Source organism: Sporosarcina sp. ACRSL (genome assembly GCF_022346605.1).
In the GTDB taxonomy this organism is placed as follows: domain Bacteria; phylum Bacillota; class Bacilli; order Bacillales_A; family Planococcaceae; genus Sporosarcina.
This window is the reverse complement of the sequence record NZ_JAKRNT010000001.1, coordinates 475,157-495,436: the sequence shown is the minus strand read 5'-3', so window position 1 is coordinate 495,436 and position 20,280 is coordinate 475,157. Positions and strand designations below refer to the sequence as shown.

Genomic DNA, 20,280 nt, shown 5'->3' with positions numbered 1-20,280 from the left:
TCTCAGTTTGTCCAAACAAAATCTTTTTATTATCTTGTGGGCATAAAAAAAGATCCGGCTATTTCGCCAGATCAGCATCTATTAGTAGTAGACATTATTATCGATACATCCTTGTTTATTTTACTTCATTTGCGCTTTACTCCTGAATTGTTGCATAGCAAAAGTATGGGCATGTTTCACACGTGTTAATCCGAACCACCATAGATAGAGCATGAATGGAATAATCAGATATAATGATTGATTGCTTATACTTAGTATTCCATTATAGATAAAATGAAGGATGAATGGTGCGAAGAAGGCGAAGAATAACATGCCTTTCCGATTAGAAACTGTTGTAAATTTCGCCCTTCCTAAATAGTACCCCATGACAACTCCGAAAAGCGCATGGCTAGATACCGGAAGAAGAGCTCTAAGGAAAGCGGCGTCAAGACCGAAGATGAATAAATAAAGGATATTTTCAACAGTAGCAAAGCCTAACGATACACTTGCGCCGTAAAGGATGCCATCATAGGCGTCTTCGAATTCTACGTGTTTAAAAATCGCTATCAAAAGAATAAGCCATTTAAAAAACTCTTCAATCCAACTTGTGAATATTACATTTCGGAAAAAATCATTTGGAATAATGTTTTCTTCTTCGAAAACATGCTGTATGAACATGATCGGAAATGTCATCATTGCTCCATATATAAAAGTATGAAATAAAGTGTGCGAAGGCTCTTTTGCAATCTGTTTCCGCAAATAGAAATAGCTGAATAGCGCCAAGCCTGGCGCTATCGCTACTGTAAGCAATATGAACAAACCTACGCGCCCCCTTTCCGATCAACACAGGTTCTATCTTTTTTGAGTATGGGAGATCATTTCAATATGTTTTGCAATTAAATATCCATGCCAACGTCCATTCTCTATAAAAATCTCATTTGCATTATTACCTGCTGCGATGACTCCAGCAATATACAACCCTTCCACGTTGGATTCCATCGACGTTTCATCGAAAAATGGCCTGCCGCTTTCATCATCGATCGTAATGCCCAACTTTTTCAGAAATGAATGATCCGGATGATATCCAATCATTGCAAAAACAGTATCGTTTTCAATGGTCTGCCGTTCACCATCTTTTTCGAACGTTACAGAATTCGGTGTAATTTCAACGACATTTGCATTGAAATGCAAATCGATTTCACCATTTCGTACCAAACTGTCAAAGCTCGGAAGAATCCAAGGCTTGACACTAGGTGAATATTCCGATCCTCTATAGATAACGGTTACAGATGCACCAGCACGTGCCAATTCGATCGCAGCATCTACAGCTGAGTTCTTACCTCCGATTACAACAACCTTCCTACCGAAATACGGATGAGCTTCCTTAAAGTAATGGTACACATTTGGTAACGATTCTCCTGGGACACCTAAAGAATTCGGGTTATCATAATAACCTGTTGCAACGACGACAAACTTCGCTTTATACGAAGCTTTATCGGTTTGCACGATAAAAGCCCCATTTTGTTTCTCTACATTTTCGACCGTTTCGTAGCTATTAATCGAAAGCTCCTTCAGTTCGGCAACTTGGCGATAATAGACAAGCGCATCATTCCTTTTCGGCTTTTCCTTTGCAGTAATGAAAGGTATATCGCCGATGGACAGCTTTATACTTGAGCTGAAAAAAGTTTGATGTGTTGGATAACGGTAAATCGAGTTGACAATATTTCCTTTTTCAATAACGAGAACATCCAATCCGATTCTTTTTAATTCAATCGCGGCGGAAAGACCGCAAGGACCACCGCCAATAATAATTGCATCTTTAGATAACAATTTCATCAATCTCCTTACAAACACACGCAACTTTCTTTGCTGTTTAATATTTTATCGTAATGATATGGCATTCAGGTGCTGCACCGAAACGGAGCGGAACAATCGATGTGCCATATCCATTGCTGATCAATCTTGCTTTTCCATTCATCTCTGTGAATGTTCCTAATGGATGCAATGCAAATTTGCCAAATCTGATTTGCCCTCCGTGCATATGTCCTGCAACCATCAACTCAGGTGTGCACAACTTCTCCACTTTTCGGAATAAGGAGGGAGTATGTGTCGCTACAATCGTATAAGAATATTGTTCTGCATTTTTCAATGCCCTCTCGATATTAACATTTCCGCTCGATGGATCATCAGTACCGCAAATCCCCCAGAGGGGATGACTTTCAATCTGTACATTCGTATTCTCCAATATGACTCCGCCATGTTTTTCAATAATACTTCGGATTGTTCCTTCACCGACTTCTCGATCATTATTTCCCCATATGAAATATAATGGGGCGATCTCTGAAAGCCGTTGAACATTCCGATCAATACGGGAATGCGGAACCCCGCATTCTGCGAGATCACCGCCTACGATAACGATGTCTACCGGCCCATAAGATCGTACTTTTCGTAACAAATGCTCATCAATTTTGCGCCGATGAATGTCTGAAATGAAAAACACGGACAACTCTTTGTCTCCTTGTTCATTTTTCCGAATGGAAAATGAATGATGGACGATATTTTTTCGATTTGCATAAAAGAACATATATGCAAACAAACTCACGAACATTCCTGAAACGAACGATACACTCGTCAAAACAATTTTCATTTTGCACCTGCCATAAGTGAAACTTCAATCAATACATGTTGGAAAAGAAAAAGGCAAAGAACCGACTTTGCCTTTTCTACCATTCTTTGGATTTCATTAAGGAATAATCAATTTTTGCCCTGCCATTATATCATTCGAGGACAAACCGTTTGCTTTTTTAATTTTTTCGATTCCGGCATCTGTACCGTAATAATTCATGGAAATCCGATAGAGCGTTTCGTTGGCTGCCACAATATGTGTTCTAGCCGATGTGTTGTCAGTTTTGTTTTCGTTTTTTGGTTTTTCTTCAACTTTCGGTTTTACTGTCTCTTTTGCAACATTCTTCTGTTCCTCAGCTTGCTGAGTTGCATTCACAGGAGTTTTTGATGAGGTACCTTCCTCATCGGCAGTTTCTTTATTAGCATCCCCAATAGGTTCCTCCTCATCCTCTTTATCAGAGTCTAGGACAATGGAGGCTGGCGTTTCACTTTTACTAGGTGATGCATTTGTTCCGATCTCTACACCAATTTCTGGATTATCGACCTTCGCTGAGCTGCTATCAGATCCAAAGTAGAAATTATAAATGACATAGACAAATATAAAGATCGGAATGAATGTAAATACGCCTAAGATTACGTTGATCGTCGTATGGCTGGAAGTTTTCTTCCGCTTACGACGTCTACCATGGCGCTCTGCCCGAGACGGCAAAACCGATTCTTCACTGCTATTTAGCCCGATCTCTTTTCGATGCTCTTCAAATTCAACTTTGTAATCATTATTTTTCATCGACATATTCTCCTATTCAATGGTGCTCTTCTATATATTATGACGAATATTGTCGTAAAAGTAAACGGACATCGGAACTGTTATCCTAGAAGGTTGGTAATTCTTTCATCCCAGCTGACTTTTTCATTAGTAATCTTCCTCGTAGGTGCTTCCGTAAGCCATTCAATTGAAAGACCGCAATTCGAGCAACATTGTGCAGGCTTGCTTCGACAGACTTCGCCAAAATAAGAGAGAGCAGTTTGACGTATACATTCCCCACCTTTCACGAGGTGAGTCATTTGTTGGAGCAGTTTCTGCTTTTCATACGAAAGTCCTTTTAGATGGTGCACGATTTTATCCAAAGAATAATGTTCTTTGTAGTAATCGATTACACGCTTACCCGTTTCCGTCAAACGAGCAAGCTCTGCAGCTTCGCCAGGAGGAAGGCCTTCAGCTATCAATTTACTATAATGGCGGATTTCAGCCTCACCTGGTGTATCCGATTGGATGATGAAACTTGTCGTTTGCTCGTCAGCAGGCATATAAAGAAGCGTGGCGGCAGCCGGTAATCCATCCCTGCCTGCCCTTCCTACTTCCTGGACATATGCTGCAACAGTTGCAGGAATATGTTCATGGATCACTTGACGGATGTCATCTTTATGGACACCCATTCCGAAAGCATTCGTTGCACAAATCCAGTCTAGCTCACCGTTTAGGAACTGTTCTTGAATAATTGCCCTGTCATCCTGCTCCTTCCCAGCATGATAGGATTGAACAGCCACTCCTTCCATTTGAAGAGCAATGGCCAATTCGTCAGCCCGTTTTCTTGATGAAGCATAGATGATCCCGGGACCGACCGTATGTGTAACCCGTTCTATGATCCACGCCGTTTTTTCAAAAGCTGAGTTCACTTCTAGAATTGAATAGGAAATATTCGGCCGATCCAACGAATGCCGAAACACGACTGGCTTGTCCATCCGCAAGTATTGTTGAATATCTTTTAGCACCTTATCATCAGCTGTTGCGGTCAATGCCAAAATCGGTGGACAGTTCATCTGTTTTAGAAAATCACCAATCCGTAAATAATCCGGTCGAAAATCAAATCCCCATTGGGAAATGCAGTGGGCTTCATCCACGACGACTAACGAGAGAGAAAGCCTATTCAAATGATAGGCAAAAGAATTTTGAGAGAGCATTTCCGGAGAGATGAAAATGAATTTAAAGGTGTGGAGCTGCCCAAGGATTCTTTGCCGTTCCGTGTAAGGCAAAAATGAATTCAATGCGACTACTCGCTTCTCACCATTTTTGCGCATGCGCATCGCTTGATCTTCCATCAATGAAACAAGGGGAGAAACTATGAGGACAGAGCCTTCCATGATAGAGCCAGGCAACTGATAGCAAAGTGACTTCCCCATCCCTGTCGGCAAGATGGCAATTGTATCTCGGCCACTCAAAACTTGTCGAATCACTTCTTCTTGTCCTGGACGAAAATTGTCATAGCCAAATCGGTCCAATAAGATTTCTTTCAAATCCATTACGTATCCACTTCCTTATAAGTAGTTAAGATGAGCCTAAGCTCGAAATAGGAAAGTGCTTCAAATTCATTTTTTAACAACTTTAGCCGTTTGGTTCCCATTTCTCTCGATTTTGTTAGGACAGCGTCTATAGATTCTTGCGAAACGAAATGAGTAAGGGGGAAGCTCTTATCACTCATTGCCATTTCAATAAAATGGTCTTCAATCGTGCTTAGCTTCAATTTTCGTATCGCTGCGATGCTCTCCATTGAATATCCTTCGTCGAAAAGCCTTTTCGTCTGCTTTGCCGAGTCTGTCAAATAGGAGTGCACTTTTATATCAATTGCCATCTTTTTAAGGTATGGCAAATGACTAGATTTTTCGATGACAGGTAATAGTCTATGAAGGCTTTCGATGAATAAGAGACGGAGCGCTTCGGTAGAACTTTTCAATTCAACAGCCAGTTGATCCCACGTTTTAGCGGTTTCATTTTTTCCGGTTAATCGGTATGCGAATATGTATTTTTGCACATCACTCATTCCACTTAACGGAAGAGCCTTTTTCAACTCGTCTCCAATGCTTTTTGCAAATATGGGATCAGTGATGGGTTGTCCTTCTACGAGTCTTTTTACGAACAGCTGGATATCTCGGTCTCGTTGAATAGGCATGAAGGATGTCTCCCCGAAGCGCATGTAAGATAGTGTTTGGACGAGCAACGCAATTCTGCCAAAAAAGATCATTTCACGTCCTCGATAGTCCCAACCTTTGAAATGGAATGCGGGTAGCTCTTTTACCTTTTGTTTTCCTAACTCAGTCAGGTAGACAAATTTACCGTTTTGGACAATTAATCCAGTGTCCAACAATTCATCGATTGCTTTCACATATGTACTTTCTTCCAGTTTTGGAAAGATACCAAAAAAAGGTTTGACGTTGAAATAGTCTACATCCTGCAATGTTTGCCCGGATTTTTTCCCTCGCAGTAGATGGAGTGGAGCGTTTACTGTTCGCTCTCCATTTAACTTACTTATGATAAATAGTAGAATAGTTGTCAAATTCATTATGGTTTCCCCTTAAATTAAATGTTTTATTGTTGAAAACTAATGAAAACAGCTTTAGAATGGTAAGGGAACTAAATAGTTAGTGCGGAGAAAAGAGGAGAGAACGTCAATGTCAAAAAAATACACCATCGTTGACCAAGACACATGTATTGCATGTGGAGCTTGCGGCGCTGCTGCACCTGACATCTACGATTACGACGATGAGGGAATAGCTTACGTTATCCTTGATGATAACATGGGTAATACAGAAGTTCCAGAAGAACTATTGGAAGACATGGAAGATGCTTTTGACGGTTGCCCGACTGATTCAATCAAAGTCGCAGACGCACCGTTTGAAGGCGATCCTTTAAAATATGAGGACTGAGTCAAACAATTAAAGAGGCTGCCCGGTAACAATCCGGACAGCCTCTTTGTTTTTTATAACGGATCTCCTCTACAGGTGGAGGTTTTCTTTCCTAGTCAATTTTTTTACAATGTTTTTAGATCTGGAGTTGTCTTAATAGCCGAAAATCGCCAGAACGGCTCCCTTTCCGCAGGCGTCGCCTCAGCCAATCGAACAGCGAAGGGTTCGATTTGCAGTATTTCTGCGATCTTTGCAGAAATTAAGGCATCCGTTTTACCATTCCTGCCCCCAACGCTTTGCTTTTGGTCGCAAAAGCCGTTCTTCGTGACGGCTTTCGGAGGAGTCGCCGCCTTCCACTTCAATCAACTAAGTATATACCACAATCGCCCCCTTTAATAATGTGACAAATCACTCTTTACCAAATGTTTTGTACAATTATATAGTCTACAATCCCATTTTCCATTGGTATTATGCAAGATAGTTAAGGAGGAATTATCTATGTATGTCGATTGGAACATTGTAGGGAGTAATTGTTGTAAGGTCAAACCGATTAATGCCCCATGACTTACTATCAATATTCGCTTGCCGTTATATGTATGAACTATTTCTTCAAGGAACTCTATTCCTCTCTTCCCTACCTCTTCAAAACTTTCCATCCCAAGGTCAATTTCACGCCAATTGCTTCCCCACTTTGCCCGTCGAATCTCTTCTGTAGTACCTTCAATTTCTCCACAATCTATTTCTCTTATTCTTTTATCATAATGACTAATTGACAAGTTTATTTTACTGCCGATGATTTGAGCAGTTTCAATAGCTCTTGATAAGTCACTTGAAATTATCAAATCCCATTTACCTTCATCTAGGAGCCTATTACCAATATTAATAGCTTGCTCTCTACCCAATTTGTTTAACGGAATGTTTGATATGCCCTGCGCTTTTCCAAGTTCATTCCACTCAGTAATCCCATGTCTAATTAGCCCTATAGTAGTCAATATATATATCATCCTTTGCTCTTAATTACTCTCTATCCTGCTATCAATCTAATAGGTCTTCTTTATTATGCAATGGCTCTCGATTGCTTAAGATTTCTTTTCGTCCTTGAAAATCCAAATTATTGCAGTGTAACAAAGTATTAGGTTTTTGATTTGAACTTATCGGACAATGAAACCATTAAAATAAATGTTAAAACGACTCCTATTACTGCAAATAATATAGAGTAATAAGAACTTCTTAATTATATCAGAAATTTCGAATCAAACATTCAAAGTGTTATTTGTTGTTAATCGAGTTTTAGACTTCTTTTACACTTTATAAGCCCATTTGAATAAAATCCTCAACTATTACGATGAAATGTGCTAATACTTGAGTTATTAGATATTTGTTGTGTTGTTTCCTTTTTTAACCCCTCCAACGAACGGATTACAAAGTCTTCTGGGTGTGTGTAGAAGGTCATATTTGAAATGGTAGGGCAAAAAGTATAATTAGGAGAATCAACAATAAGGTAGTATTCATTGAATTATAGAATGCTTGTGAATTGGAGTGGAAGGCGGCGACTCCTGGGGGATAAGCGGGACAGGTGAGACCCCGCAGTGGAGCGCTAGCGACCGAGGAGGCTCAACGCCCGCCCCCCGGAACGCGTCCGCCTGAAACGGAAATTCACGGTTTGCAAAGAAAAAACGAGTATGGGAACAAATTTGCTGTTCTCATACTCGTTTTGTTTATATTTATTACATCGTCAACTGACGGTTTTGTTTGTCGATCCATTTGCTCATGCTCTTATACAACAGCAAGGAAATGACCATCAGCATGATGCCTTTTATCAAATTGAAAGGAAGGATCCCTAGTACGATCACATTGAACATCGCTTCTCCCGTATAGGCAGGCATGTTCAGGAAGTATGTGTACATTGGCAGGAACACAAAGTAGTTCAATGCGCTCATTCCGACAGCCATGGATACAGTTCCGGCAATCAAACCAGCTGTCAGGCCTTTTGTGTTTTGAACTTTCTTAAAGATCCAGTAGATCGGCATAATGAAGAGCACGCCTGTTGCAAAGTTTGCAATCTCTCCTACCGGTACTCCTGTTGGGCTTCCTGATAAAAACCAATGTAGTACATTTTTAAGCAGTTCTACTGCGATTCCTGCGACCGGTCCCATTGTCATAATTGCGAGTACTGCTGGAATTTCACTGAAGTCGATTTTCAGGAACGCTGGCAATGCAGGTAATGGGAAATTCAACTGCATGAGTACTGTTGAGATGCTTCCCAGTATTGCAATGAGAATCATCCTTCGTAATTTCTTGTTGTTCATGTTACATTCTCTCTCCTTTTGCGATTCACTTCAAAAAGAGGAAAGGTCTGACCGAATCTTGTATTGTCCAATAAAAATAAAAATCCCTAAAGCAAATAAGCTTTAGGGAGAGTTTAAAAGGCATTCTTAAATAAAGGTTACAGTAAAGAAATTTCTTACATTTACCCACCTTAAATAAGCACCACTTTTGTAGACAATACAAAAAGACGGCTGCACCTTCACCTTCTCCCATCCAGACTATACTGTCGGCTCCGGAATCTCACCGGAATCAGCTGTTACGCTCGCGGGCTAGGAAGTTGACCTTCCATTTCCGCCGGTCGGGAATTACACCCTGCCCCGAAGATGAATCAATATTATATTATGTTATGTTACGAATCTATTGTATCTAAAAAAAAGCGTTCTGTAAACTCTACTGCTTACAAAACGCTTTTTTCGAAATTTCATTGTGTAAAAGCTGTTGGGTTGCTTCCAATCGGCATTGGTAATGCAGAAGAAAGATCGTATTTGCCAATGCTATTTTGGACAACATTTTCGAGCTTCACTTGCATGTTATAACCTTTTGCTGTGAGCATGAAGCCTTCAACCATTCGATTCAATTCATTTTGATCAAAGGCGGTGATATCCAATTGCTCCGAGAAAGTAATGACAGCAATTTGTTCATCGACCCGAACATGATAATCCACATTTTCTGGAATGAGCGTTTCAACTATATTCCCATTCGTCTCTTTCATCGCAGTGAGCCCCTCTACTACTGTTTCTGTATCCACTGCTGACTCATAAGGGATTAAATAGACCTTACCGGAAGGCATTACGTATTTATAATACGGGAATTGTTTTTTAAACTCTTCATCAGACTTTCCGACACTTTCAAATACAGCTGGATTGTTATTGGCATCGACGAGCTGTAATTTATCATATTCAGAAAAAGTATCATACATCGAATTGTAATAATTATTCACCGTAGATGAAGATAAATCATAATTATGTTTAGCTGGGATTTGATGATAGATTACGCCGTCTTCTTCATATAAAGTTCCGTTATAAGGATGGTATTCATCAAAACCAAGCTCTTCTTCTGGAATTTCCGCGGCATATTTATTGTATAGCTCAAGGGTAGTCGGATTGCCCTCTGGAAAATCGGCAAGGATCTTTGATTCAGGAATTAGAAATGTAACCGGAATGACATTTGCCGATTCCATTAATCCTAATTGTAAGGGTTGAGCACCATTCAATTCATCAGAAAGCAATACATAACTTTCTGCAGTTGAAACAGTCATAGCTGCCGATTCCTTAGCTGCGGACGTATCAAAAGTCTCAGCTTCCTCCATCGCTTCATTTTCAGCTTCACGGTCAATCGACCGCTCGGCTTTTAGCGAAATAGGTGAACCTGATTCTTGCATAGCCCGATCATTATTGTTCAGCATCGAAGGAATGAGTAAACTAATAAGAAGAAGTGCTGCTAACGCAACGATGGCGGGCATCCATCTCTTCGGATTCACTCGACGAGGATTTTTAAGACGCTGATCTTGTTGAAGGCGCTCTAAAACCAGTTCCTTCGAACGCTTATCTTCTATTTTCGGCATGGAATGAAGAATTTTTTCCAATTTGTCGTCATCCCATTGATTGTTTGTCATTCATCTTCCCTCCTCTGCCGAAAGTGCATTTAATTTCTTTTGCAATGATTTAATTGCCCGGTGTTGAGTCGTTTTCACTTTCCCCTCGGTCCAACCGAGGGTTTCGGCCGTTTCCGCAATAGACAGTTCTTGGAAATATCGTAGAATAATCACCATCTTTTGATCTCCTGTGCACGTATCCAAAACCCGCAGCAATTGTTTCATCTCTTCATTCAGTGATGCAATCTCCTCGGGCGAGCTGCCAGTTGAGGGCAATTCGCTCTGTTCCCAGTCAAATTTATCAAATTGATGCTTTTGACGAACGTTCTTTTTTCTGAAATGGTCAATGGCGACATTTTTGGCTATGGAAAAGAGCCATGTCTTTTCAGAGCTCTTCCCTTCAAATCCCGCATAAGCTTTCAATACCCTCACATACACTTCATGCATCAAATCCTCAGACGAATGTCGATCCCCTGTCAAATAGATCAGAAAATTGAAGACGTCTTGATGATAATTCTCGTATAGCCTGTGGAAAACGGAGTCATCCACGAAATCCCCCCGTTCAATACATTAGTCGTAATTCAAAATGAAAAGTTTCATCCCAACGTACTATTATTCAAATCATTTGCCCATCAATTTAGATCAAGGTTGTCATTCTTATTCCTCATGGGATTCATCAGGTCCGATCGGCAATACACATTTAAAAATCGTTCCCGACGTTTCACCAAGTTCTGCGGTAATCTGGCCGTCATGGGAGTTTATGATGTTCTTTGCAATTGCTAGCCCTAATCCTGTGCCGCCTTTCCCTCTTGTTCTTGCTTTGTCAGCTTTGTAAAAACGTTCGAAAATGAATGGAAGATCCTCTTTCGGTATGCCACTTCCCGTATCAGCGACTGAAATTTCAACCATATCCCCTTTTCTTTCGACACCAACTGTCACTTTTCCTCCATCTGGTGTATGGCGAATCGCATTATCAATTAAGTTTGTGAATACTTGCTCAAGACGATCGTCATCTGCGAAGAGGATTATCTCTTGATCATTCTCGTCAACATTCAATGAAAGCATTACATTTGAATCACGAGCAATTTGCATGAACTTATTCTGTACCCTATCCAAAAAAGGAATAAGGGGGAAGTTCAATTTGTACAACCTCATATGTCCCGATTCCATTCTCGCGAGGTCAAGCAGATCTGTGACGAGACGGCTCATCCGTTTTGATTCATCGTGAATGATCTGAACCATTTCATTACGCTCTTCTTCACTCGTCATGACATCATCGATAATCGCTTCACTATAGCCTTGCAATAAAGAAATCGGCGTCCTCAATTCGTGGGATACATTCGCTATGAAATCAGATCGGAGCTTATCTAGCTTATGCTGGTCCGTCATATCACGCAATACGGCAACAGCTCCACGGATGCTATTTTCGCTATATAATGGACTTATTGAAATGCCGTAAAACTGTCCTCCGATTTCGAGTTCATCCTCGACTTCCTCAGCGAAAGTAATGGCGTGTTCAAGCATATGAAAAATTTCTTTCGGAAGCACTTTATCATCAGCACCATTCGCAAAATACCACTTCTGTAATAGGCGTTCGGCTTGCGGATTACTTAAGAGGATTGAATAGTCGCGGTTGAATGTAATAACCGCATCCGACATTGATGTAAGAATGCTTGATAACTGTTCCTTATCTTGCTTGATCAATTCCATCTGGAATTTTAATTGTTTACCCATTTGATTGAATGCCGTTGCCAACTGACCAATTTCATCATTTTGCATGACTGGAAGACGCGTTTCAAAATTCCCTTTCGATAATTCAAAGGCTGCTTGTTTCATACCCCGTAAAGGAGATGTGATTTTCGTGGAAAGGAAGAAAGCGAAAAAGGTCGTTAAAAGAAATGCGATGAAAGCAGATAAGAATACGATATGCGTCGTATTTTTCGTCGTACGATGAACAGCTTCAAGACTTTGATACATGACAATGGAATGAATTGTTCCATTTACATTATCGTACGGGTATACGAGTACTAGATATTTCTCCATGACATTTTCTTCTGTAAGGGAAGGCAAAATCATCTCTTTTACGATCTTTTCATTAATTTGGACATTTGAAAAGAATTTAGGTTCTGAAAGGATTTTTTGCTCTATTTCTTCCTTATTCAACCCTTTGTGAAATGAGTAAAAAACTTCTTTTTCCGAATCGATGATCATCGCATTCGTCTCGTTATCCAAAATATCTTGAATGATGAGATGCATGGCAGTTTCACTTTCGTGATCAAGGACGATTTTACCGATTGTCGTTGCTTCCCTACGAAGTGAATCTTCGGCTTGATTGGTATGAAAATTATCAAGGAATTCGAGAAGTAGGACAGTGACGATAAAAAGGACAAAGGAAACGAGAAGCAATATGGTTGCCCATAGCTTCCCGACGATTGAATGCCATATTCTATTCATTCGGAACCTCGAATTTATAGCCGACGCCCCAAACTGTAACAATCATTTTAGCAGCACTTTCCGACACGCGGCTAAGTTTCTCACGCAGTCTTTTTACATGTGTATCGACTGTCCGTAAATCACCAAAAAATTCGTAATGCCATACTTCTTTCAACAATTGTTCGCGGTCGAACACTTTGTCCGGAGACTTTGCAAGGAAGTAAAGAAGCTCGTATTCTTTAGGTGTCAGGTTCACTTCTTTCCCTTCTGCAGTCACTCTGTGTGCATCATGATCTATCGTCAATTGTGGGAAGACGACGAGATCCTTCGAACTATTCGCTGTAGAGTCCGGGAAAGTAACAGATCTTCTCAGAATCGCCTTCACACGGAGTACAACTTCTCGCGGACTGAACGGCTTAACTATATAATCGTCTGCACCGGTTTCAAACCCTGCCACGCGGTCTGATTCTTCACCTTTCGCCGTTAACAGGATGACCGGAGTCATCTTCTTTTCATCCCGAAGCTCCTGCAATACTTCTAGACCATCTTTTTCAGGCATCATCAAATCAAGTAAAATGCAGTCATAATGATTCGCAAGAGCCTTTTCAATCGCTTCGGCCCCATCTACCGCCTCGTCTATTTCAAATCCTTCACGGGATAGATACATATTGAGAAGGCGGCGGATTCGATCCTCATCATCCACCACTAATAACCTAACAGTCTCTTCCATCATCGATTTCCCCTTTCACTACACTTCTATTCTTATTGTACAAGCAGAGCATAAAAAAAGAAACTGCACAGCTCCTAGCGGCTCTGTGCAGTCTTATCGGTTTACGCATATGAATGCAAACCGGCGATGATCAGGTTTACGGCAATCAGATTGAACATGATGATGACAAATCCGATAACCGCAAGCCATGCAGATTTTTTTCCTTCCCATCCTTTGGAAAGTCGGAGATGGAGGAAAGCCGCATAAAACAACCATGTAATAAGTGCCCAAACCTCTTTCGGATCCCAGCCCCAAAACCTTGACCAAGCTTCATGTGCCCATATCATAGCAAAGATTAAAGCGCCGAGTGTGAAGACCGGGAAGCCGATCAGAACTGATCGGTACCCAATTTCATCCATGAGCTGCGAATTCGCTTTTTTCGCGAAAGGTTGGAATAAAGCAGCGAGCGGTCTACGGAAAATAAGCCGCAAAATTAAATAAAGGACGATACCTGTTAAAACCGACCAGACAAAAGTCGTCAACGTTTTTGCATTAATAACGGCAGGCATCTCTACCAACGGTTCCATCGCTTCAGGTGATTGAATTTCGTATCCGTTCATACCGAACAATGGTGGATAATTGTACTCGATTTTTGCCGGCATCTCGTTTTTATCGATATACGTAAAATGAGCTTCATACCCTGTCATTTTAAACGTTGTCGATGAAACGACAAAACCAAGGACAAGGACGACCGTAAACATGACAGCTTCCAGCCAAAAGCGCTCTTTTGACTTCTTCGTCAAATCGACGTGCTTCAATAAATAAATGAGTCCTGCCACCGCACTGATTGCTAGAATCGCTTCACCTAGCGCCGCTGTAATGACGTGAATTGTCAGCCAATAGCTTTGGAGAGCTGGGATAAGCGGTGTGATTTCCCGAGGGAACATGCTCGCGTATCCGATAATGATAACCGCAATCGGCAATGCAAACAATCCGAGAGACGGTGTCCGATACATGAAAAACAGCAGGATGAATGCCCCTACGAGCATCATTCCGAAAGCAGTCGTGAATTCAAACATATTGCTGACAGGAGCGTGACCTGATGCCATCCATCTCGTAATAAAATATCCAAGATGAGTGACGAAGCCGATGATCGTAATCGTGATACCTACATTGCCCCATCTATGATTTCTATAGGATGCTTCTGATTTAGCACCTTTCACTGCCCCGCCGAAAAACAAAGTAGCGACTAAATAGGCAATAAAAGCGACTAAAAGCAGATTCGCGCTTAAAGCTGCTAATCCCATTACTATTTTTCTCCTTCCTCTTCCTCAGTCGAAGACTCATTATCTTGCCTGTCTTCATAGCTTGGTAAGTTTGCGAAATCTTTGACCGCATCCAATTCCTTTTTCAAGGAGAACCAGTTTTTATTCGTATGGGCGGCAAGTAACAATTGATTGCCTTCCCCTTTCTGGATCCAAATACGTCTATGATTCCAATAAGATCCTTGGATGACACCGATCATAAAGATGATCCCGCCCAAAAGAAGAATGTACAATGTCTTATCTTTCCGTATCGTCAACCCGGAAATATCTCTTGTTTCCGCACTGACAAACTTCACTTGGTACGCATTTTCCTCGGTTTCAAGTGTTTGCCTAATTGCAACGAAGCTCTTTTCACCTTGTGGTTTTTCAGGAGTGATCATATTAAAAATAAATGCCGGATTGTTTGGAATTGGCGATTTGGAAACAGGTTCGCCATCTTCAACCCCATCGTAATCAGCATAATAACCGATCAGATCAACGCGGGCTCCGTCATTCAGTTCGTACACTCCTTCAGGTTCGTCAAGATTTATCGTAAATTGTCCAAAGGATTTGCCTGTTTCCTTTTCAATGAGCTGCATAGTCATCGATTTCAGCTCATTGAGTCGGTAATCCATCTGGAAGATATTATATCCGTCGAATTTTAAAGGTTTATTGACGATAATTGGATAATCTTTTATATGCTCAAGATCGGTCGAACCTGGCAGACTGTCTTCTTTCTTTTTGTATAAAGAGACATCTGTCTGATAAGTCTTTACGATAGTTCCTACACGATCAATCGCCTGTCCGAAAACCTCATCAGCCTCTTCCTTTGAATACGTCTCAATGATAAAATCCTTACTCTCCAAATAATAGTTGGGAGCGCCTGGAATCGCACGCAATTCCCCTTCACGGATCCACATTGTCTCATCGACATAAAATCCTGGAATACCGCGTAACAACACACCGAACAAAAAGATAATCAGTCCTGTATGATTTACATAAGGACCCCACCGTGAAAAACGGTATTTTTCGGCTAAGATTGCCCCGTCTTCGGTTTTAATGTTGTATTTCATACTCTTTAATTTCTCTTCGGCTTTTGCGAGAGAAGTGTCTGCATCTACGGATTGACCTTCGCCGTAAATTCGTTGCCGTCTCATGAAGGAACTATGGCGTTTCGTTCGTTGTTTCTTCAACGATTTATAGAGCGGGATAACTCTGTCGACACTTGCGATAATGATGGAAGTACCGAGCATCCCGATCAGTGTTTTGAACCACCAGCTATTATACATATCATAGAAACCTAATTTGTAATAGAGGGTTCCTACAAATCCATAAAGCCGTTCATAATAGGCTAATAGTTCTGCGCCAGAATTCTGGTTCACCGGCACATAAAACTTTTGAGGGAAAAGTGTACCAATTGCCGATGTAACAAGTACAGCGAGAATAATACCCACACCGACTTTAACACTGGAAAAGAAATTCCATACTTTATCGATGATCGACCTTTTATAGGTCTGGGATCTGCGCGCAGACCCCTCATAACGCATGTCGACAACTTCACTTTTTTTTGCTTCCTCGGTCAACGGTCGGCCGCATCGTTCACAAAGCACCGTTCCGAATGGGTTGTCATGACCACATTGGCATTTGATTTTACTCATGTGTAAAACTCCTTATCAAGGTTGGATGCTCTCCATATAAGAAATGATTTCTTCCTCTGTCATTTCTGTCGTGATGATCTTTTTAATCTTTCCGTCCTTATCGATTAAAAATGTCGTCGGAAGCGGAACGATATTATATAGATCCCTAACATCCTTCGTCTTATCTATGACGATTGGAAAAGTAAGATCATATTGATCACGGAATGTATCCACTTTTAAATTGGACTCACCGATATTCACAGACAATACATGGACGCCTTTTTCCTTGAAGGCTTGGTATTGATCTTCGATGTATGGCATTTCCCGTTTACAAGGAGGGCACCACGTTCCCCAGAAGTTCAGAAAAACACCTTGTCCCTTATAGTCGGATAAGCGGTGTTTATTCCCTTCAAGATCGACAAGTTCAAAATCCGGAGCCTTATCATTAACAGCTAGAACTTTGACTTTTTCTTTTGAGAAAATCGAAAATAGAATGGCTGAAGCTAATAAAAGTAAAACGATACCTCGGAAAATGAGGCGTGTCCGCTTTTTATTTGCTTTGGACAATTTAAATAGCCCCCTTAACGAAAATAATATTCCAACTTCAATTATACCAAATCAAAAAACGTATTTAAGGTGAAGTCGTGATAGGTTTGTGAACAATTCAAAAGCGAAAGCCGTTACAAAGAACGGCTTTTGCGAGCAAAAGCGTAGCGTTGCGAGCACAACATTAAAATCGGCGTTCTTTGCCACGACGAAACAAAAGCGGAGGGTGCCTGCTTACATCTAGCCGATCTTCCCCGTTTCCGCAAGAACTCTTAGCTGTTTCACTTCATGCGTCGTCAACTCGCGTGCTTCACCAGCGTTCAAGCCTTGGGTCGTCAACATCCCGAACGACTCTCGTCTTAATTTTTGGACTGGACAGCCAATCGCATCGAACATTCTACGTACTTGACGGTTCCGTCCTTCGTGAATTGTAATTTCAATGATGGCGCTGTTTGTCTTTTTATCCATTGATTGCATTTTCACACGAGCAGGAGCCGTCTTGCCATCCTCCAGTTCAATGCCGCGTTCCAATTTTTTCAATGCATCACGATCAGGTATCCCTTTTACTTTAGCTACATACCTTTTCTGTATGCCAAACTTTGGATGGGTCATTAAATAGGAAAAATCCCCATCATTCGTCATAATGATGATCCCTGACGTATCATAATCAAGTCGTCCTACTGGGAATATCCTTTCCTCCACCATCGGCATCAAATCGAGGACTGTCTTTCTCCCTTTTTCGTCGCTGACAGTCGAAATATAGCCTCTTGGTTTGTATAACAAATAATAGACAAATTGCTCTTTAACGAGCTCCACCCCTTCGACTTCCACTCTGTCTGCGCGGGATACCTTTGTCCCTAACTCTGTTACAACTTTGCCGTTCACTTTGACTTTTCCTTCAACGATGAGCGTCTCCGCTTTTCTACGAGAGGCTACACCTGCTTGTGCCAATACTTTTTGTAATCTTTCCAACTCGTCACCTTCCTTCTACCTCAAAAAATTATGTCATATTTCGTTGCAAATTAAAAGAAGACCGACCTGTATGTAGTCAGTCTTCCCTAATTCTTTCTTATTTTTGATCGAAGTGTTTCATTTTCGGATCTCTATTTCTGCAGTGACGAGTACTTCATTATCAAGCGATACGGTCCATGTTCCTTTGACATTCCTGTCATTTTTCCTCGGGATATAGACGACATGGGATACCCGCTCCACCTCTTCTTCATTCAACAACAAAATGATAGGTCTTTTCAAGTTTCCTTCGACTCCAGGAAAGATGCGGTATTTGCCCTTCTTCGCTACCGTGACATTTTCATAATTTCGAAACGTTTGATCGGCCAAATGCTCATGGTCATTCCAATCATTTCCATTGTTTAATGTGACGATGATCAATTTCTTTCCATCTTTTTCAAAGTAGGTTGCAAGTGTTCTGCCAGCAGCCTTTGTAAAGCCTGTCTTTCCCGCCAAAACATTTTCATTTGTATGAATCAGACGATGCTTGTTTCGCCAGCTTCTTACTACATCCCCTTTACGATAGACGAAGTTTTCGGCAGATGCAATTTTTTTGAATTTCTCGTTTTTCATCGCAAAATACAACATTAGAGCAGTCTCATAAGCAGTTGAAAGATGCTGGTCGTCATGAAGTCCTGAAGGGTTTCGAAATGTTGTTCGCTCCAAACCATACAATTCGGCTTTCTTATTCATCAAATCGACAAAACCGTCAACGGATCCGCCTGCATGCTCAGCAAGCGCATAAGCAGCATCATTGCCCGACCTGAGCATAAGGCCATACAGCAATGCATCAGCATCCATTTTCATCCCTTGTTCTAAGTAAATCGACGAACCTTCAGCAGAAGCAGCCTCCGGTGAGATGCTAATTTCCCCCATTGACGTTCCACTTTCAATAAACGTCAATGCCGTCCAAATTTTTGTCAGACTCGCTATTGGTAATTGTAAATTTTCATTGGACCCGTCCAAGAGACGACCGGTCTCTGCGTCGATCACTGCCCAAGCGCTTCCGGATGCAGCTTCTTTTGGAACTGCAGTCAATAATACTGATAGGAACAGAACAATGGCTATCGCCTGCCTCAATCACTGCTTCCTCCTTCTTCACTTATTTCAAATGCTTCTTGAAATTTTGTCATAAATAAATCGGTATCCCCAAACGTTTCTTCATCCCCTTCAGCTAATGGTGGCAGCATATCGATTGATTCCAAACCGAATCTGTCCAAAAACAAGTCTGTCGTCCCATATAGTATCGGCCTGCCGCTCGCTTCCATACGTCCTTTTTCCATGATAAAACCTTTCGCCACAAGTGTCTGGATTGGCCCGTCCGACTTCACGCCTCGCAAATCATCAATTTCCACTCTCGTGACAGGCTGCTTATACGCGATAATGGCCAAGACTTCCATGGACGCTTGTGTAATTGAACTGCGCGATGGATTTTCAAGCATCCGGAGAATATCGTCGGCGAATTCTGCTTTTGTCACGAGTCTGTAATGGCCACCATATAGCCTGAGCGTTATTCCCGAATCCGATCTTTCTTCATAATTCACACGCAGCCCTTCTGTGATATGCGTTGCCACATCTGTCTCAACTTGAAGCAATGAGGCAATTTGACTTAATGTTAACCCTTCATCGCCTGCTATGAATAAAAAGCTTTCCAACATCGCTGTAAGCCGTTCATCAATTGTTTCCATTGTTCTCCTCCCCTCCAACCATGACAGTCATTTTACCGAAATTATTTTCTTGTCGTACGATAATGTCAAGTCGTTTCATTAGTTCCAATAATGATAAGAATGTTACAACTAAATCTTCCACATCATCTTTTGCAAATAGCGATTCAAAATCGCAACTGCCGCCTCGCCTTTCGAGGGACGTCATTATTTCATCCATCTTCTCACTGACAGATAGCTCTGATTTGGCAATTTTAGCAGTCAAAGGAGCGCGCAATTTCTTTCGTTCAAGCATTTTCTGAAAAGCGCCAATCAGGTCAAAAACGTTCATCTTTTCTTCCGCCATTGGCACGGCCACTTCACCAAATTCCGATAAGTCACCAGGCAGCTTTGTGAAATGCTCTGCTCGATCCTCAGCGGATTCTTTTAACGAATTTGCAGCTTCCTTATACTTTTTATATTCGATCAACCGGGCAACCAATTCATCCCGTGGATCTTCCTCAAGATGAAATTCTGAGTCTTCATCCAATACTTCGTCTTCATGAACCGGCAAAAGCATCTTGCTTTTAATTTCGATCAATGTAGCAGCTAACACTAAATACTCACTTAATTCGTCAAGCTCTAAAACTCGCATTGTATGTATATGCTCTATGTATTGGTTTGTGAGTTCCGCCATCGGGATATCATAGATATCGATTTCAAGTCGGTTGATTAAATGTAATAATAGATCAAGAGGCCCTTCAAACGCCTCCAATTTTACTTTGTAAGTCAA

General features: G+C 41.2%; 21 protein-coding genes and 1 riboswitch. Of the genes, 1 reads left to right on the top strand and 20 read right to left on the bottom strand.

Features of this window, described 5'->3' with window-relative positions; translation table 11 throughout:
- Positions 1–120 precede the first annotated feature (120 nt).
- The 6 genes from prsW to MHZ92_RS02625 form a co-directional block, all read right to left on the bottom strand.
- Positions 121–798 (bottom strand): glutamic-type intramembrane protease PrsW, encoded by a 678-nt coding sequence (gene prsW, locus MHZ92_RS02650; RefSeq protein WP_239429949.1) that lies wholly within the window; start codon positions 796–798, stop codon positions 121–123.
- A 33-nt stretch (positions 799–831) separates the two neighbouring features.
- A complete protein-coding gene (locus tag MHZ92_RS02645) occupies positions 832–1,809 on the bottom strand; it encodes a YpdA family putative bacillithiol disulfide reductase (RefSeq protein ID WP_239429948.1) in 978 nt (325 codons plus the stop codon).
- Positions 1,810–1,852: 43 nt separating this feature from the next.
- Positions 1,853–2,626 (bottom strand): metallophosphoesterase, encoded by a 774-nt coding sequence (locus MHZ92_RS02640; protein WP_239429947.1) that lies wholly within the window; start codon positions 2,624–2,626, stop codon positions 1,853–1,855.
- Positions 2,627–2,722: 96 nt separating this feature from the next.
- Positions 2,723–3,391 (bottom strand): LysM peptidoglycan-binding domain-containing protein, encoded by a 669-nt coding sequence (locus MHZ92_RS02635; RefSeq protein WP_239429946.1) that lies wholly within the window; start codon positions 3,389–3,391, stop codon positions 2,723–2,725.
- Between the two features lie 80 nt (positions 3,392–3,471).
- Positions 3,472–4,905: a RecQ family ATP-dependent DNA helicase gene (locus MHZ92_RS02630; protein ID WP_239429945.1), complete on the bottom strand. Its 1,434-nt coding sequence runs from the start codon at positions 4,903–4,905 to the stop codon at positions 3,472–3,474.
- Positions 4,905–5,942: a helix-turn-helix domain-containing protein gene (locus MHZ92_RS02625; RefSeq protein ID WP_239429944.1), complete on the bottom strand. Its 1,038-nt coding sequence runs from the start codon at positions 5,940–5,942 to the stop codon at positions 4,905–4,907. The genes MHZ92_RS02630 and MHZ92_RS02625 overlap by 1 nt, the downstream gene beginning before the upstream one ends.
- A gap of 109 nt (positions 5,943–6,051) precedes the next feature.
- Here MHZ92_RS02625 and MHZ92_RS02620 point away from each other — a divergent pair, with 109 nt between their 5' ends.
- The gene (locus MHZ92_RS02620; protein ID WP_239429943.1) at positions 6,052–6,306 is read left to right on the top strand and encodes a ferredoxin; all 255 of its coding nucleotides are present in this window, start codon (positions 6,052–6,054) and stop codon (positions 6,304–6,306) included.
- A 104-nt stretch (positions 6,307–6,410) separates the two neighbouring features.
- On the opposite strand, the gene MHZ92_RS02615 is transcribed toward MHZ92_RS02620, so the two are convergent.
- The 14 genes from MHZ92_RS02615 to MHZ92_RS02550 form a co-directional block, all read right to left on the bottom strand.
- Positions 6,411–6,647: a hypothetical protein gene (locus tag MHZ92_RS02615; protein WP_239429942.1), complete on the bottom strand. Its 237-nt coding sequence runs from the start codon at positions 6,645–6,647 to the stop codon at positions 6,411–6,413.
- 30 nt (positions 6,648–6,677) lie between these two features.
- On the bottom strand, positions 6,678–7,277 hold the full coding sequence (locus tag MHZ92_RS02610; protein WP_239429941.1) for a histidine phosphatase family protein: 600 nt from the start codon (positions 7,275–7,277) through the stop codon (positions 6,678–6,680).
- Between the two features lie 735 nt (positions 7,278–8,012).
- Positions 8,013–8,594 (bottom strand): ECF transporter S component, encoded by a 582-nt coding sequence (locus MHZ92_RS02605; protein WP_239429940.1) that lies wholly within the window; start codon positions 8,592–8,594, stop codon positions 8,013–8,015.
- 216 nt (positions 8,595–8,810) lie between these two features.
- Positions 8,811–8,942: riboswitch (FMN riboswitch) on the bottom strand.
- A 92-nt stretch (positions 8,943–9,034) separates the two neighbouring features.
- Entirely contained in the window at positions 9,035–10,228 is a 1,194-nt protein-coding gene (locus tag MHZ92_RS02600; RefSeq protein WP_239429939.1) for a hypothetical protein, read from the bottom strand.
- A complete protein-coding gene (locus MHZ92_RS02595) occupies positions 10,229–10,756 on the bottom strand; it encodes an RNA polymerase sigma factor SigX (protein ID WP_239429938.1) in 528 nt (175 codons plus the stop codon).
- A gap of 108 nt (positions 10,757–10,864) precedes the next feature.
- On the bottom strand, positions 10,865–12,661 hold the full coding sequence (locus tag MHZ92_RS02590) for an ATP-binding protein (protein WP_239429937.1): 1,797 nt from the start codon (positions 12,659–12,661) through the stop codon (positions 10,865–10,867).
- Positions 12,654–13,370: a response regulator transcription factor gene (locus tag MHZ92_RS02585; RefSeq protein WP_239429936.1), complete on the bottom strand. Its 717-nt coding sequence runs from the start codon at positions 13,368–13,370 to the stop codon at positions 12,654–12,656. Before MHZ92_RS02585 ends, MHZ92_RS02590 begins: the two co-directional genes overlap by 8 nt.
- A gap of 101 nt (positions 13,371–13,471) precedes the next feature.
- Positions 13,472–14,656 (bottom strand): c-type cytochrome biogenesis protein CcsB, encoded by a 1,185-nt coding sequence (ccsB, locus tag MHZ92_RS02580; RefSeq protein ID WP_239429935.1) that lies wholly within the window; start codon positions 14,654–14,656, stop codon positions 13,472–13,474.
- A gap of 2 nt (positions 14,657–14,658) precedes the next feature.
- The gene (gene resB, locus MHZ92_RS02575; RefSeq protein WP_239429934.1) at positions 14,659–16,311 is read right to left on the bottom strand and encodes a cytochrome c biogenesis protein ResB; all 1,653 of its coding nucleotides are present in this window, start codon (positions 16,309–16,311) and stop codon (positions 14,659–14,661) included.
- A gap of 15 nt (positions 16,312–16,326) precedes the next feature.
- A complete protein-coding gene (gene resA / locus MHZ92_RS02570; RefSeq protein WP_239429933.1) occupies positions 16,327–16,857 on the bottom strand; it encodes a thiol-disulfide oxidoreductase ResA in 531 nt (176 codons plus the stop codon).
- Positions 16,858–17,076: 219 nt separating this feature from the next.
- Positions 17,077–17,808 carry a pseudouridine synthase gene (locus tag MHZ92_RS02565; RefSeq protein WP_239429932.1) on the bottom strand — a complete coding sequence of 244 codons (732 nt, stop codon included), beginning with the start codon at positions 17,806–17,808 and terminating at the stop codon, positions 17,077–17,079.
- Positions 17,809–17,925: 117 nt separating this feature from the next.
- Complete coding sequence (locus tag MHZ92_RS02560) at positions 17,926–18,924, bottom strand: D-alanyl-D-alanine carboxypeptidase family protein (protein WP_239429931.1); 999 nt, start codon at positions 18,922–18,924, stop codon at positions 17,926–17,928.
- On the bottom strand, positions 18,921–19,532 hold the full coding sequence (gene scpB / locus MHZ92_RS02555; protein WP_239429930.1) for an SMC-Scp complex subunit ScpB: 612 nt from the start codon (positions 19,530–19,532) through the stop codon (positions 18,921–18,923). Before scpB ends, MHZ92_RS02560 begins: the two co-directional genes overlap by 4 nt.
- Complete coding sequence (locus tag MHZ92_RS02550) at positions 19,519–20,280, bottom strand: segregation/condensation protein A (RefSeq protein WP_304649551.1); 762 nt, start codon at positions 20,278–20,280, stop codon at positions 19,519–19,521. The genes scpB and MHZ92_RS02550 overlap by 14 nt, the downstream gene beginning before the upstream one ends.

What these genes read in the sequence shown, in the direction of transcription:
- MHZ92_RS02640 (WP_239429947.1), bottom strand. Translation starts at nt 2,626, where the DNA reads ATGAAAATTGTTTTGACGAGTGTATCGTTCGTTTCAGGAATGTTCGTG.
- MHZ92_RS02635 (WP_239429946.1), bottom strand. Translation starts at nt 3,391, where the DNA reads ATGAAAAATAATGATTACAAAGTTGAATTTGAAGAGCATCGAAAAGAG.
- MHZ92_RS02630 (WP_239429945.1), bottom strand. Translation starts at nt 4,905, where the DNA reads ATGGATTTGAAAGAAATCTTATTGGACCGATTTGGCTATGACAATTTT.
- MHZ92_RS02625 (WP_239429944.1), bottom strand. Translation starts at nt 5,942, where the DNA reads ATGAATTTGACAACTATTCTACTATTTATCATAAGTAAGTTAAATGGA.
- MHZ92_RS02620 (WP_239429943.1), top strand. Translation starts at nt 6,052, where the DNA reads ATGTCAAAAAAATACACCATCGTTGACCAAGACACATGTATTGCATGT.
- MHZ92_RS02605 (WP_239429940.1), bottom strand. Translation starts at nt 8,594, where the DNA reads ATGAACAACAAGAAATTACGAAGGATGATTCTCATTGCAATACTGGGA.
- MHZ92_RS02600 (WP_239429939.1), bottom strand. Translation starts at nt 10,228, where the DNA reads ATGACAAACAATCAATGGGATGACGACAAATTGGAAAAAATTCTTCAT.
- MHZ92_RS02590 (WP_239429937.1), bottom strand. Translation starts at nt 12,661, where the DNA reads ATGAATAGAATATGGCATTCAATCGTCGGGAAGCTATGGGCAACCATA.
- MHZ92_RS02585 (WP_239429936.1), bottom strand. Translation starts at nt 13,370, where the DNA reads ATGGAAGAGACTGTTAGGTTATTAGTGGTGGATGATGAGGATCGAATC.
- ccsB (WP_239429935.1), bottom strand. Translation starts at nt 14,656, where the DNA reads ATGGGATTAGCAGCTTTAAGCGCGAATCTGCTTTTAGTCGCTTTTATT.
- resB (WP_239429934.1), bottom strand. Translation starts at nt 16,311, where the DNA reads ATGAGTAAAATCAAATGCCAATGTGGTCATGACAACCCATTCGGAACG.
- scpB (WP_239429930.1), bottom strand. Translation starts at nt 19,532, where the DNA reads ATGGAAACAATTGATGAACGGCTTACAGCGATGTTGGAAAGCTTTTTA.